Source organism: Jeotgalicoccus halotolerans (genome assembly GCF_003387165.1).
GTDB lineage: Bacteria > Bacillota > Bacilli > Staphylococcales > Salinicoccaceae > Jeotgalicoccus > Jeotgalicoccus halotolerans.
This window is the reverse complement of record NZ_QUMW01000013.1, coordinates 78,100-92,099: the sequence shown is the minus strand read 5'-3', so window position 1 is coordinate 92,099 and position 14,000 is coordinate 78,100. Positions and strand designations below refer to the sequence as shown.

Sequence of the window (14,000 nt, the reverse complement as noted above, 5' to 3'; positions counted from 1 at the left end):
ATAACTTTTTAATGATGATTACTTAGATTTTCACATATAATATACGATTTTTATGCTTCAGCGGTTTACTCTTTTCTGCTGATTTTTAAACCACACTCTTTCCAAATAACCTGTACCAAACAGCACACCCGCCACAATAAATACAAATCCAATCAGTTGGGCAGGTTCAATCACTTCGTTTAGAAAAATCACCGAGAACAGGACACCAAAGAACGGAACAAAGTTATTAAAAATTGCCGTTTTTGATGCGCCAATCTTTTGGATTGCTGAATTAAATACCATGTGACCGATTCCCGTCGCCACGATACCCGAAGTAAAGAGCACGACATACACCCCTGCAGAAGCTGTCGTCATTTCTGCTAAACCTCCAGGTTCTAAAACAAGAGCAATAAGAAGCAGGCCGATTGATCCCGCAAAGTTCATAATCGCTGTGACGGCTTTTGAGTCCAGAGTCGCAGTCGCTTTTTTAATAAAAATAAAACTGATTGCCTGAGAAAACATCGAAATAAACAAAAATATCTCACCTGAAGATAACTTAAGCCCTGAAAATGAGCCGCCCTGAATAAAGAAGACGCCTGCCAATGCTAATATGAAACCCAATACTCTCATTTTTGTCAGCTGCTCTCCTAAAAACATCATACCGAGAACGGCGGTTGCCAAAGGGACTAACGATAAAATCAGCGATCCAGTTGAGGCTGCTGTTGTTACAAGTCCCAAAGCCAGTGTGAGGTGATGCAGAATAACACCGAAAGTCATACCAAATAGTGTGAAGATCCACTCTCTTATCGTTAAACCCCTGAGTGATCTAGCGAAGTAAACAATGATTATCGCTGTAATACCAGCTATCATAATACGAAAAGCTGTCATCGTCTGAGGCGGTAAATTTTCTACGAGCACTTTTAAGAATACAACGTTCAAACCCCAAATTGCAGTAATTAAAAAAACAAGTCCATAAGTTAACCATAATCCATGCTGCTTCACACATTCACCACCATTTTTATTTCATTAAACATATCATACTTATAGTTTTAATTATAAGACAGGGAAAGATATAAAATAATGGAGAACGAGCTCTACTCCAAAAACTTATCCCTTTTACAGGTAAATAACGGCACGGCGACTTCTATATTCATCCCGCAGGATACTTTCGGTGTCTTTATTAACGGTACACTCGTCGTAACTGCCAGACTCCCTATCTTCCAGTACAAGATGACAGTCTAATTGTTCTTTCTTCGCTGCCGATAAAGTTAGCCTGCAATGATTAGATTGCACAGCTCCTCAAGTAATTAACGTATCAGCATCATTCTTTAAAGCATCAGCAATCAAAATTCCAATTTTTTTATTTCCTCCGCCCGCTAAACCGAGCTGTTCATCTCTCTTTTTATAAATATCAGGACCATTTAAAAGCTTGGAAAGATTCCTTAAATCTTCAATTGCTATTGTTCCATTGAAATAATTTCTTCTCGTTATGCTTGTTAAATTCAAACTGACGACCTCCAATATTATTATTAAAATAATATCATCTATATATTTAATAGTACGATACCCCGTTAAAGCTTAAATGATATAGAAAAGAGCCAAAAACCTTGATACAAGGTTTTTGGCTCTCAACTATTTACTCCCACTCAATCGTAGCCGGCGGCTTACTCGTAATATCATAAACCACGCGGTTGATGTGTTTCGATTCGTTTACCAGACGTTTAGAGATTTTCTCAAGCACGTTCCAGTCAATTCTCGCAAAGTTACTTGTCATACCGTCGATGCTTGTTACAGCTCTGATTCCAATCGTATAGTCATACGTTCTGTAATCTCCTGTCACACCGACTGAACGGATATTCGGCAGCACCGTGAAGTATTGCCAGATATCTCTTTCAAGTCCTGCTTTTGCGATTTCATCTCTTAAAATCCAGTCACTTTCTCTGACGATTTCAAGTTTTTCTTCTGTAATCTCACCAAGAACACGGATACCAAGTCCCGGACCTGGGAATGGCTGTCTCCATACTAAGTGTTCTGGAATTCCGAGTTCAATACCTAGTTCACGTACTTCATCTTTAAACAGCGTGTTTAACGGTTCAATCAGCTGGAACTGCATATCTTCAGGCAGTCCGCCCACGTTGTGGTGCGATTTGATTGTCGTTGCTGTTTCCGTACCCGACTCTATGATGTCCGTGTACAGCGTGCCTTGTGCAAGGTAGTCCACATCTGTAAGTTTAGATGCTTCGTCATCAAATACGTAAATAAATTCGTTACCGATAATTTTACGTTTCTGTTCCGGATCTGATACGCCTTTAAGTTTCGACATGAAACGGTCTTTCGCATCTACTCTGATGATGTTCATGTTGAAGCCTTCGCCAAACTGTTCCATAACCATGTCGCCTTCACCTTTACGAAGAAGACCGTGGTCGACAAAAATACATGTCAGCTGGTCGCCGATTGCTTTATGAAGAAGTACAGCTGTTACTGATGAGTCTACACCGCCGCTCATCGCACATAATACTTTTTTGTCGCCGACTGTTTCACGAATTTTATCGATTTCGATATCAATAAAGTTATCCATCGTCCAGTCACCTGTGCAGTCACAAATATCACGGATAAAGTTCTTCAGGAACTGTTCGCCGTTTTGCGTGTGTTTTGATTCCGGATGGAACTGAACACCGTAAAATGGTTTTTCATCGTGTTTAACTGCAGCATTCGGACATAATACTGTTTCAGCGATAACCGAGAAGCCGTCACCGAGTCGTGTAACTTTGTCGCCGTGGCTCATTAAGACTGATTCAATCTTTTCCCAGCCTTTAAAGATGTCCACTTCGTTGTTTAAGTTCATTTCTGTCACGCCGGATTCTTTCTGATCTGAATTCACGACTTCTCCGCCGTTCAGCTGCATCATCAGCTGCATACCGTAGCAGATACCAAGAACCGGTACGCCGAGTTCAAATACTTCAGGGTCTACTGTAAATGCATCGTCTGCATATACTGAACGCGGTCCGCCCGACAGAATAATTCCTTTGGGTTCAAGTTCTTTAATTTCTTCGATTGTAATACTCGGGTTGTGCAGTTCACTGTACACGCCAAGTTCACGTATACGGCGCGTAATCAGCTGGTTATACTGACTGCCGTAATCTATTACTAAAATAAGTTCCTGCTCTTTAGCCATTTCCATGAAAGAATTACTCCTTATATGCTGTAGTTTGGTGCTTCTTTAGTGACTTGTACATTATGCGGGTGACTTTCAATCAGACCTGCGCCTGTGATTTTAATGAATTGCGCTTCTTCTCTCAAAGCTTTAAGGTCTGCACTTCCAGTATACCCCATACCTGAACGAAGACCGCCGATGAGCTGGTAAACTGTTTCTGATACTGGTCCTTTGTACTCTGTGCGTCCTTCAATACCTTCCGGAACAAATTTCTTCGCTTCAGTGTCTTCCTGGAAGTAACGGTCTTTAGAACCCTGCTCCATTGCACCGAGTGAGCCCATACCGCGGTATGTTTTGTAGCGGCGTCCCTGGAACATTTCAGTTTCTCCCGGAGATTCCGCAGTACCTGCTAACAGACTGCCGAGCATTACAGCATGTCCGCCTGCAGCCAAGGCTTTCACGATATCTCCTGACAGCTTAATACCGCCGTCTGCAATAATCGATTTTCCGTGTTTGCGTGCTTCTGTTGCTGCATCGTATACCGCTGTAACCTGCGGTACGCCGACACCTGTAACGACGCGTGTCGTACAGATTGAGCCGGGACCGATACCCACTTTGACAACATCTACGCCCGCTTCAATCAGCGCACGTGTACCTTCAGCTGTAGCGACATTTCCTGCGATTAAAGTTGTTTCCGGGAACTTGCTGCGGATATCTTTAATTGCTTCCAGCACGCCTTGTGAGTGACCGTGTGCAGTGTCGATAACAAGTGCATCTGCGCCGCCTGCAATTAATTCTTCTGCACGTTTTTCTGTTTCTTTTGCAATACCGATTGCTGCTGCAACAAGAAGTCTTCCCTGATCGTCTTTTGCAGCATTCGGGAATTCGATGACTTTTTCAATATCTTTAATCGTAATTAACCCTTTAAGTACATAGTTATCATCCACTAAAGGTAATTTTTCGATGCGGTGCTGCTGTAAAATGCGGCCTGCCTCTTCCAGTTTCGTACCGACAGGTGCAGTAATCAGATTATCCTTAGTCATAACATCGTCGATTGTCATCGAGAAGTTTTCGATAAAGCGCATATCTCTGTTCGTAATAATACCAATCAGTTTTTTCTCCTCTGGATTATTAACAATAGGCACACCTGAAATTCTGTATTTACTCATCAGATGTTCAGCTGCAAATACCTGCTCCTCTTTCGTCAGGAAGAACGGATCTTTAATAACGCCGTTTTCGGAACGCTTAACTTTTTCTACTTCATCGCGCTGACGTTCGATAGACATGTTCTTATGAATAACTCCAAGACCGCCCTGGCGCGCAATTGCGATTGCCATTTGAGATTCAGTCACCGTATCCATTCCCGCGCTGATTAAAGGAATGTTTAACTTCAGATTCGGTGCCAATTCGACACTTAAATCAACCTCTTTAGGTAGTACTGCTGAATGAGCCGGCAGAAGTAATACATCATCAAATGTAAGTCCTTCTTTTTTAAACTTATCTTCCCACATAAAAAACTGCCTCCTGGTTATAATAATTTGTCGTATGCTGCATCTGGTATAAAATATTAATTTCCCTATTATAACAAAATACGAACTGTCAAACAATAAAGTGAACTTAATAAATATGTCTTATTATAAAACACTATCATGAGATATGAAAGATGCTCTTAATGTTCGGAATTTTATGAATTTAATAACAAAGCAAAAGTTTGAGAAATTATCTCCGGGGAATAGATGATTAACATACTATTTATATAGAGGTGGACGTAATGCAATACATTGAAAAGTATAATTCATTAGACGAAATTTTAGAAAGAATTGACCTTTTAAAGCAGGAAGAAAACTACTATGAAGAAGACTTTAATATTTTAGGGCTGGCAGACCTTGAACCGGACTGGACAGATTATATGGGCTGCACGTACAACCCTCATTCAAACAGTCTGTCTTTTAAAGACTTTTTTACACAAAATGCAAAAGCGGAAGATTTTCTCTACGCTTCGGGACTCAATGCTGACTTAGTGGAAACATATCTGAAGATAATACAGGACGGAGACTTCCTGCTGGCTTTCGACGATAAATCACTAAACCGCGAAGTGAACCGCAACAGTACTGAGGCGGACGTAGAAAAAGGACCCGGAGATAATCTCTAATTATCTCCGGTTTTTTTATAATATAAATTTAATCTGCTGCTCGCGAGGAATACAAATATCCACTATCATCTCCTGCGACAGATATACATTTCTTTTATACCGTTCGTACTTCAGCATCATTTCACGGTAATGACTTAAGGTTAACGGCAGTGATTCTTTAAAAACAGGCACACGATGCTTATTAGTTTTGACGAGAAATATGTAATAAGACAAATGTGCAGGTAAGGACGGTTCAAAACCGCAAAACTTCGTATAGCATTCGAGTGCCGCATGATGTGCGTCTGCAGCTGGAAGTCTCGATAGTGATAGAGAAATATGCTCGAACATTTCCATTAAAAAGATGACTTCAACTGAAACTTCAGCAGGCACAGGCTCTCTTGTCGCCCCGATAAAATCCAGCACTTCATCATAATTCATTTCAATTCCCTGCCTGATGATATCAAGACAGTATTCACAGTGAACGATATAATCTTTATCAGTACTTCTTTGCTGCATACTATCCAATAAACTGATCAGCTGAATTTTTCCTGACGTGCTGGTAAAGTCCAGACGGTCAGGAGGCATCACGCTGCCCATTTAAAATACCAGCGTAAAGCAGTCATCTTTATTATGCTGAGGAAATTCTTCAGCATCAGCTGCCGTATTTGAAAAAAATAAAAGTGCGATGAGTCCGAGTGACATTAGTGTCTTTTTAAAAATACTCCTCATTACCTTACCCTCTTTAATATTTTTTTCTCTGTTTTCGTCTGTATGTATCAGAGTAGCTTAATTATAATAAATTAAATTGTCAGAATACTATCTAAATATACAGCAGTTCCCATATATGGTAAATTGTTTGGATTTCTTATACAATTCTATCGTTATTCAGGCCATTTTTTAGCTTTCATTTCGATTTCTTCAATTTTATCGAGAAGAAAAGTCGATTCATTCTTTTTAAGCAGGCATTTCGCTCTTAAAGCATAGGCTAAGACTTTATCGAATTCTTTGGTCTGATAATATCCCCACATGACGTTAGCGTACAGTTTAACACCTGTTCTGTAATGTATTTTATCGATGTTATTGCTGTATATCTGACCAGCCATTACGTAATATTCCTGTCCGATGCTTTTTGAACAATAAAGCACATTCCCTTTTGCCATGTACAAATCCGCTTTTAAATATTCCAGAGAACTTTTATTTTCAATCAATGTAAGGGCCTTGTCGAGACACTTAAGTGCATCTTCATATTTTTCTTCCTGCTTAAATATAATCGCTTTATGCCAATCGTAATAGATAGACAGCTTCTTATTGCTCCGCCATTCCTGAACCGTTAATTTGTTCAGCACTCCTTCAATTAAATGCAGAGCAGACTGATCTCTAATCCTATCAAGCTCTTTCACTATTTTTATATCCACAGCAGGTGTCAATTTAATGGTTATATCTTCAATTGTTAAGTCCAGTGCCGTCATTATTTTTACAACGTAGATAAAGCCGACATTCTCCCCTTTTTCGAGCCGGCTAATCGTTGAACTCGGCACTCTGGTTTTTAGTGCTAAAGACTTTTGAGACATACCGTATTCTATACGGCGCGATATAATTGCTGAATTGTTTATTTGCATAAATTTCCCCCTTATTTACAAATATAGTTAATTTGAAATATATGTCAATAATTAACCTCAATAAAAGTTTTGCATAATTCAATTAGGGTACAAAGAGAGTAAAAGAACGTGATGGAGGATTGAGTATGACAACAATTGAAATATATTCAAATACCAATGAACTCAGCGATAAAATCTACAGTCTCCGTGCAGAAGGTGTGAAAGATAATAATATGACAGTCGTTGCCAAAGATCGTTTTGACGCAGCGTTTTTAAGATACACACGCGTGCCGTTTAAAAAAGCAGACGGTACGATGTGGGATAAGGTTGCTGCCAAGTTTTTAGATGAAAACTCAAAAGAGCGTGTTGCAGAGCAATTGAATTTAACGGGAGAAGACCATTCGAAATTCAGAAACGCTGTCGACAACGGAGACATATTACTGCTGGTACGTACAGAAGAAGAGAAAACGAAGCAAGAAGAAGCAGCAGCCGGCGATCTCGAAACTCAGAGCGAAGCGATGAAAGCTTACGGGCTGCAGTCAGAACAGCCGCTTCAAATTGAAAAAACACCGGAAGAAACGAAAGACAAAGCGAAGAAAAAACATGATAGTTATACAGATGCTGCACAGATTATTCATGAAGACGGCAGCAGACGCACCGTAGAACTGGAAGGCAAATCATTTACGATTGTTAACCTGAAGGAAGAACTGATAGAAACAGAAGACAGCAAATAAGATGATTAATACAGGAATCTCTTATAAGATTTAAATGAAAGAATATTCAGTTATTAAATAAGGGGTAATATTTAATTATAAAAAAGAAAAACTCCTGATATCAGAGATATCAGGAGTTCAGTAATTTCTTAATCTTCTTCTTTTATAGTGACTTACTTTACACCATTCTAGCCTTAATTAAAACGTTGGTGTAATAGGCTTCCGCCGTATCATCTGTTAAATACTATTCCTAAGCTGTGCACAGCTGTTCCCCAGATTCACCCCGAGATTGACCCATAAACGCTACAGTAGTTAGATATTACCGTTAGCATACGCTAAGTGATTATACTAGAAAACTCAAATGTGAGTTCTCTGATTGATTTAACAGGGTATGTTATCGCCGGGGCCGTCAATATTCATAGCTCTGTCTATACCACCCCTGCAACCTATAATTTATACCCTCATTCTTACATATCCACTAATAGGAAATCATTAAAATCCCTCTTTCGTCAACGTCTCAAATTGAGAATATATTTGAGTAAGAGTTCGATAAGCTTTCATCAAATGAACCTATGTATATTTCGAATTCATGTAATATATTAATTAATAGCAAAGATTATCTACTATTAATAATATTTAAATTAAAGGTGGGGACGATATGTTACTGGAGAAAGCTGCACAGTTTATTCGCAAAATGTATGAAGAAACAGGACAGAGTATGGAAAGAATTAATCATAGATTAAAGCAAGTTGAAAATGAAATTACCATCAGTGGAACTTATACTCACACAAAAGATGAATTAGTCTATGGCGCAAGAGTGGCATGGAGAAATTCGAATCGCTGTATAGGTAGATTATTCTGGGACAAGTTAGAGGTTCGTGACCTAAGAGGTGTTAAAACAGAGAATGATTTCATAGATTCTATTGAAGATCACATTGAATACGCTACTAACGGTGGAAGAATAAAACCATTAATCTCTATATTTTCTAATGATATTAAAATATATAATGAGCAGCTGCTCAGGTACGCAGGATATGAAGACATGGGAGACCCAAAGTCAATTGAAGCCACGTCCCTTGCCGAAAAATTAGGATGGATTCAAGAGAAAGGTGAATTTAATATCTTACCTTTAATGTATCGACTGCATACTCAAGATATGAAGTATCATGAGTATCGTCCGGAAATCATTCAAGAAATTAATATCCAACATGAAAAATATCCCGCTTTAGAAAAGTTAGGACTTAAATGGTATGCTGTCCCTATAATTTCTAATATGGATTTAGAAATTGGTGGCATAAAATATCACACTGCGCCTTTTAATGGATGGTATATGGAAACCGAGATCGGGGTTAGAAACTTTACGGATGAATATCGCTATAACAAGCTCAAAGAGATTGCAACAGCCTTTAAGCTAGATACTTCAAAGACTTCTACATATTGGAGAGATCGTGCTTTAGTTGAATTTAACTATGCTGTCTATCACTCTTTTAAAAATGCAGGCGTTTCAATGGTCGATCATATTACTGCATCTAAACAATTCAAACAGTTTGAGGAAAAAGAACAAAAAGCAGGACGAGAAGTCACAGGAAAATGGAGCTGGCTAGCACCTCCACTATCTCCTTCGCTGACTTATAATTATCACAAAGGATTTAACAATACTATCGAATCTCCAAGTCTTTTATATAGAACTATTGAAAAAGGATGTCCGTTTCGTGAATAGTCATATCCCGATTATAATAAAAAAGCCCCAGAAATCGGATGAGGGATCTCTGGGGGATGGTAAGGCAGTATTTCAGTATTTCACTATATCGTTAATATATAAACAAGACAATATAAAATGCCATTCTTTAGGTTAATTTGCAGCTTTAAATATTGAACTTAAAACAATCATGCACCGTGTAGTACACTCCGATTATAAGACAATCCTATCAATTTATAATCATGTTACTGATGAGATGCACGAGGACACAATGAATAAATTAGAAAATGTGAATCTATGACACCCGGAATATTTTAATTATGAGTGTCTTTTTTATGTGAATTCTTACACTTTGCCCTTTCTTCGCCCCGAAAACAAATATTAGACAAAGAAAAAAGCCTACAGACCTCAGTCTGATAGGCTTTCAGTAAGGAATCACTCTTACTGCTCTTCTTTAACGTATGGTAATAATGCCATGTGACGTGCACGTTTGATAGCACCAGTTAACTGACGCTGATACTTCGCTGAAGTACCTGTTACACGTCTAGGAAGAATTTTCCCACGTTCAGAAATGAACTTTTTAAGAAGTTCTACTTCTTTGTAGTCGATGTGCGTAATGCCATTTGCTGTGAAATAACAAACTTTTTTACGACGACGACCGCCTCTTCTTGGACCTGCCATAGTAAGCCCTCCTCTACAGATTATTGTATTCGACTGTGTGGATCGAATTTGATAATCCATAACTTAGTTATTTACTAAACGTGTGTTTTATAATGTGTGTATGTGCACGATATATATTACAACTTTTGTGGTAAAAAGTCAATTATTTTTTTGTGCATCCTTCCGGTTTTTGAGATACATTCCAACGAATAGTAATATTGCAAACACTAATAAGACAATGCTTGAAATGATAATATAATTTTCACTCTGCGGTCCGCCATCAGCAAATATCTGTGCGATAATTTCCGGTGCTGCCAGGCCGAATGCAAGAAGCGCGTAGAACCACTGCCTCATAATTAAAGAACCGATGACCAGAACTGCAAGCAGGATAAATCCTATTGTAATGTTAAAGCTGCTTGATGGTTCGAAGAAAGTCACGAGCGGATAATTTCTTACAAGCAATAGAGATCCGACTAAAAATCCCATATACAAGAAACTGAAAACAAAGATTAATATAGTGCCTTTCAGTTCAATTTTCTCTGACTTAAAGCTGGCAAAGTTAACCAGTACATATTTAAAACCGTAATAAATAAGTAAGGGACCCAGTATAATTATAGCTGCATAATAAAGAATATTACTTAAAGTCCAATCAAAATCACCACTGATTAAACTAGGGACTGTCAATATGCCGGCAAGATACACGATAAACAAAGTAATATACCGTTTTATATTATTCACAACAGGCATCTCTCCAGAAATATTTTTAATATACTCTTTAACTGATCCGCCTGTTACATCTTTGACTGATTTTCCGTCCTGTTCCGCCTGAATCAAGTGGTCTTCCAACTCCGCTTCCATATCATCAATCGCTTCATCCTGTTTACCATGTGCCATCATTTCTAATCTAAACTCTGTTAAAAATTTTTCTGCTTCTTTACTTAACATACTACTCACCTCTTACCAGACTATTCATGCCTGAGTTTAGTTTTTCCCATTTATCCTTAAATATTTTCAATTCTTCTCTTCCTGTTTCACTGATGGAATAATATTTTCTTTTAGGTCCGCCGGTATCCGACTTGACCATCCGTGTGCTCACATAACCTTTTTTACTCAGCCTGAGCAGCACTGGATAAATACTCCCTTCACTGATATCCGGAAAATTATGGTCTTCCAGCTTTTTCGTAATTTCATAACCGTACGTCTCACCCTGGGAAATTAACCCCAGTATCGCACCGTCCAACAGGCCTTTCATTATCTGATCGCTGACCGACATCACTGACCTCCTAATCTAACTATGTTATATTAAAAGATAGTTAGTTATTTAAAAAGACAGCCGTTTGTTTGACTATCATGTAATAAAAGATACTATATTCTGATTGCTGCGTCAACTATCTTATATAAAAAGATAGTTGTTTTTTTATCTTTGGATTCCTCCGAGGAAGTCATGAAGGGATTCGACATAACACAGAACCCGTCACTAAATCCATGAAGGGATCCAAATCCTTAAAACAAGAAAAACCCGGCTCCACCAAGCCGGGTTTCCCACTTTCAATATTCAATCTGCTGATTTCGTCCTCACAAACAGCAGCATTATAAATGAAATCACAATTATTGTAATGACCCAGAGCCAGGCGAGCTGCATATTGCCTGACTGAAGCGCCACGTATATAGCAGTCGGCAATGTCTGTGTGCGTCCGGGTATGTTTCCTGCAATCATTAAAGTCGCTCCGAATTCTCCGAGTGCACGAGCAAAGCTCAGTATAGCACCGGTCATCAACGGTACTGATGCCAGCGGCAGAGTAATTTTCATGAACACCTGAAAATTTCCAGCCCCGTCGACTCTTGCTGCATCTTCTATATTTTTATCGATACTTAAAAATCCGGTTTTCGCAGCCTGATACATCAGCGGAAATGATACTACTGTACTTGCAAGCACTGCGGCATACCAGGTAAAAATAATCGACTGACTGAAGATCAATTCAACAATATTACCCGCGATGCTGTTATTCCCGAAAATCACAATAAGAATAAAACCGACCACCGTCGGCGGCAGCACAATCGGCAGCATAATAATTGTTTCTAAAATGATTTTTCCTTTAAATTTTTTCCGCGTCATAAAATGCGCGATTAATGTCCCGAAGACAAATGATAGTATCAGGGCAATGAACGCAACCCGCAGCGATAGAAGGACCGGTGTCAGAAATTCTTCTGCTGTGATGCCGTAGTTATTCACGGGTAAAACCATAATCTTCAAATATTGTTAAAGCTTCTTCCGACTGCAGAAATTCGTAAAATATTTCTGCCGCTTCAGCTTTTTCTGACTCAGTAATTAAGCCTGCAGGATAAACTATCGGTTCATGCCATTCTTTCCGAGCCGTATCAACAATCTCAACTTTGTCGCTCGTCAGGGCATCTGTTCTGTACACCAGTCCCGCATCAACTTCACCGCGCTCTACGTAAGTTAACACCGCACGAACGTCTTCTGCATATACGAGTAAAGGTTCAATATCTTCTTTAATCCCAAGAGAATTAAATGTCTGCATACTGTATTTTCCTGCCGGTACTGACTCCGGTGTGCCGACAGCAATTTGATCGGCTTTTGTAATATCATTAAAGGACTTTACATTACCGCTGTTTGCCGGCGCAATCAGCACAAGATCATTCCTCAGCAGATTGACCGAGTTCTCTTCAGCGATACTGCCGTTATCAATCAACATATTAAAATCACTTTCTGATGCAGAAAAGAACAGGTCTGCAGGCGCTCCTTGTGAAATTTGCTGCTGCAGAGCGCCTGAGCCGCCAAAGTTAAAATCTGCTTTAATTTCAGGGTGCGATTCATGAAAGACATCTGCTGCTTCCTCGAGTGCATCTGTCAGGCTTGCTGCTGCTGAAATCGTCAATGTAACAGACTCCTCCTCGCCGTCTGTTTCGTCACTGCCGCACGCCGACAAAATGATGAGTACTGATAATGAACAAAAAAACACAGCCAGTCTCATTTTATTAAAGTGATTCATGTCGATTGTCCTCTCAAAACCTGTATTTAAATCAATATTAGACTTTTAGTTTATAAAAGTAAACGCATTAAAAAAACAGGACCTTTATCACTAAAGGTCCTGTTTAAATATTATATATTAAACGATATATCCGTAATTCGTAAAGATTTCCAGAGCTTCTGACGATTGTAAATAATCGTAGAAGGCACGGGCAGCACTGCCGTCTTCAACGCTGTCGGACAAGCCTAGTCCGTAAACAAACGGTTCCAGAATTGAACGCGGCGCACGTGAAATTATACGCAGACCATCATCGTCTGAAATATCTGTTCTGAGGAGGAATCCTGCATCTGTATCGCCTTGTGCTATGTCTTTAGCAGCAGTTTCTGCATCTGCTGCTGTTTCGATGCTGTCGGCGTTCAGATTTTTTTCCTCTTCCTGATTAAGGAGTTCTTCAGCATAGGTGCCGGATAAAGAATGCTCCGGATCAACAATTGTCAATGAGACATCATCATTATTAAAAATATCGTTGTATCGGTTGATATCTTCATTATCAGTTCCTGTAACAAGTACAAGTTCATTGATGAGCAGATATTTAGTTGCAAGCTGATTTAAAATACCCGCTTCGACGAGCGATTCGTACCCTGCATCATCACTTGAGAAATAAATATCCATATCCCGGTCATTACCTTCAATTAAATCTTCAGTCAGTTTTTCTGTATGACCATATTGGACGTCAACTTTAATACCTTCGTTATTTTCTTCAAAGAGGGCGATCAGTTCATCCATTACATCTTCGAGGCTCTGCTCGGCAGTAATATGTACAACTTCATCCTCTTCAGCGACCGGCTCTTCTCCGACAGATTGATCTGCCTCTTCTATTGCATCTTCAGCTTCTTCCTCTGTACTCTTTTCGGTTTCCTGGGTTTCGTCAGTTTCCGACTCATTATCAGAAGATTCGTCATTATTACTACAAGCTGCTAAAATCACGCACAGCGATAGTAAAAGTGCCCATCCGAGGACATTTTTTCTAATCATTGCGATTTCGCTCCTACATAAAAAATTGTATATATTTC

Annotated in this window: 16 protein-coding genes and 1 pseudogene; 4 read left to right on the top strand and 13 right to left on the bottom strand. The window is 39.2% G+C overall.

Annotated features, from left to right (window positions below):
- Positions 1-57: 57 nt before the first annotated feature.
- Positions 58-981, bottom strand: coding sequence for a DMT family transporter (locus tag DFR63_RS08870; protein ID WP_115885591.1), 924 nt, complete (start codon positions 979-981; stop codon positions 58-60).
- A gap of 78 nt (positions 982-1,059) precedes the next feature.
- On the opposite strand from DFR63_RS08870, the gene DFR63_RS11825 reads away from it, so the two are divergent.
- The gene (locus DFR63_RS11825) at positions 1,060-1,221 is read left to right on the top strand and encodes a hypothetical protein (protein ID WP_162842325.1); all 162 of its coding nucleotides are present in this window, start codon (positions 1,060-1,062) and stop codon (positions 1,219-1,221) included.
- On the opposite strand, the pseudogene DFR63_RS08865 reads toward DFR63_RS11825, so the two are convergent.
- From DFR63_RS08865 to guaB, 3 genes and pseudogenes are all read right to left on the bottom strand, one after another.
- Positions 1,195-1,485, bottom strand: a pseudogene (locus DFR63_RS08865) (D-cysteine desulfhydrase); the annotation flags it as partial. The gene DFR63_RS11825 and the pseudogene DFR63_RS08865 sit on opposite strands and share 27 nt — an antisense overlap.
- A 130-nt stretch (positions 1,486-1,615) precedes the next feature.
- Positions 1,616-3,160: a glutamine-hydrolyzing GMP synthase gene (gene guaA, locus DFR63_RS08860; protein WP_115885590.1), complete on the bottom strand. Its 1,545-nt coding sequence runs from the start codon at positions 3,158-3,160 to the stop codon at positions 1,616-1,618.
- Between the two features lie 14 nt (positions 3,161-3,174).
- A complete protein-coding gene (gene guaB / locus DFR63_RS08855) occupies positions 3,175-4,644 on the bottom strand; it encodes an IMP dehydrogenase (RefSeq protein WP_115885589.1) in 1,470 nt (489 codons plus the stop codon).
- A 260-nt stretch (positions 4,645-4,904) separates the two neighbouring features.
- On the opposite strand from guaB, the gene DFR63_RS08850 reads away from it, so the two are divergent.
- On the top strand, positions 4,905-5,285 hold the full coding sequence (locus DFR63_RS08850) for a hypothetical protein (RefSeq protein ID WP_115885588.1): 381 nt from the start codon (positions 4,905-4,907) through the stop codon (positions 5,283-5,285).
- Between the two features lie 15 nt (positions 5,286-5,300).
- Here DFR63_RS08850 and DFR63_RS08845 read toward each other — a convergent pair whose 3' ends face one another.
- The 3 genes from DFR63_RS08845 to DFR63_RS08840 form a co-directional block, all read right to left on the bottom strand.
- Positions 5,301-5,861, bottom strand: coding sequence for a YfbU family protein (locus tag DFR63_RS08845; RefSeq protein WP_115885587.1), 561 nt, complete (start codon positions 5,859-5,861; stop codon positions 5,301-5,303).
- A complete protein-coding gene (locus tag DFR63_RS12010) occupies positions 5,862-5,993 on the bottom strand; it encodes a hypothetical protein (protein WP_281271287.1) in 132 nt (43 codons plus the stop codon).
- 152 nt (positions 5,994-6,145) lie between these two features.
- Complete coding sequence (locus DFR63_RS08840; RefSeq protein WP_115885586.1) at positions 6,146-6,883, bottom strand: helix-turn-helix transcriptional regulator; 738 nt, start codon at positions 6,881-6,883, stop codon at positions 6,146-6,148.
- Positions 6,884-7,008: 125 nt separating this feature from the next.
- Between DFR63_RS08840 and DFR63_RS08835 the strand changes: the two genes are divergently transcribed.
- Both DFR63_RS08835 and DFR63_RS08830 read left to right on the top strand, forming a co-directional pair.
- Positions 7,009-7,596 carry a general stress protein gene (locus tag DFR63_RS08835; RefSeq protein ID WP_115885585.1) on the top strand — a complete coding sequence of 196 codons (588 nt, stop codon included), beginning with the start codon at positions 7,009-7,011 and terminating at the stop codon, positions 7,594-7,596.
- A 637-nt stretch (positions 7,597-8,233) separates the two neighbouring features.
- The gene (locus DFR63_RS08830; protein ID WP_115885584.1) at positions 8,234-9,295 is read left to right on the top strand and encodes a nitric oxide synthase oxygenase; all 1,062 of its coding nucleotides are present in this window, start codon (positions 8,234-8,236) and stop codon (positions 9,293-9,295) included.
- Between the two features lie 420 nt (positions 9,296-9,715).
- Here the strand turns inward: DFR63_RS08830 and rpsR are convergent, their stop codons facing one another.
- From rpsR to modA (DFR63_RS08800), 6 genes are all read right to left on the bottom strand, one after another.
- Positions 9,716-9,955: a 30S ribosomal protein S18 gene (gene rpsR / locus DFR63_RS08825; RefSeq protein WP_035810211.1), complete on the bottom strand. Its 240-nt coding sequence runs from the start codon at positions 9,953-9,955 to the stop codon at positions 9,716-9,718.
- Between the two features lie 138 nt (positions 9,956-10,093).
- Complete coding sequence (locus DFR63_RS08820; RefSeq protein ID WP_115885583.1) at positions 10,094-10,879, bottom strand: hypothetical protein; 786 nt, start codon at positions 10,877-10,879, stop codon at positions 10,094-10,096.
- Position 10,880: 1 nt separating this feature from the next.
- Positions 10,881-11,207 carry a PadR family transcriptional regulator gene (locus DFR63_RS08815; RefSeq protein WP_115885582.1) on the bottom strand — a complete coding sequence of 109 codons (327 nt, stop codon included), beginning with the start codon at positions 11,205-11,207 and terminating at the stop codon, positions 10,881-10,883.
- 282 nt (positions 11,208-11,489) lie between these two features.
- Positions 11,490-12,179, bottom strand: a complete 690-nt coding sequence (gene modB, locus DFR63_RS08810; protein ID WP_115885581.1) for a molybdate ABC transporter permease subunit — start codon at positions 12,177-12,179, stop codon at positions 11,490-11,492.
- Positions 12,160-12,948 (bottom strand): molybdate ABC transporter substrate-binding protein, encoded by a 789-nt coding sequence (gene modA / locus DFR63_RS08805; protein WP_245954167.1) that lies wholly within the window; start codon positions 12,946-12,948, stop codon positions 12,160-12,162. Before modA (DFR63_RS08805) ends, modB begins: the two co-directional genes overlap by 20 nt.
- A gap of 117 nt (positions 12,949-13,065) precedes the next feature.
- Positions 13,066-13,962 carry a molybdate ABC transporter substrate-binding protein gene (modA, locus tag DFR63_RS08800; RefSeq protein WP_115885580.1) on the bottom strand — a complete coding sequence of 299 codons (897 nt, stop codon included), beginning with the start codon at positions 13,960-13,962 and terminating at the stop codon, positions 13,066-13,068.
- Positions 13,963-14,000 lie beyond the last annotated feature (38 nt).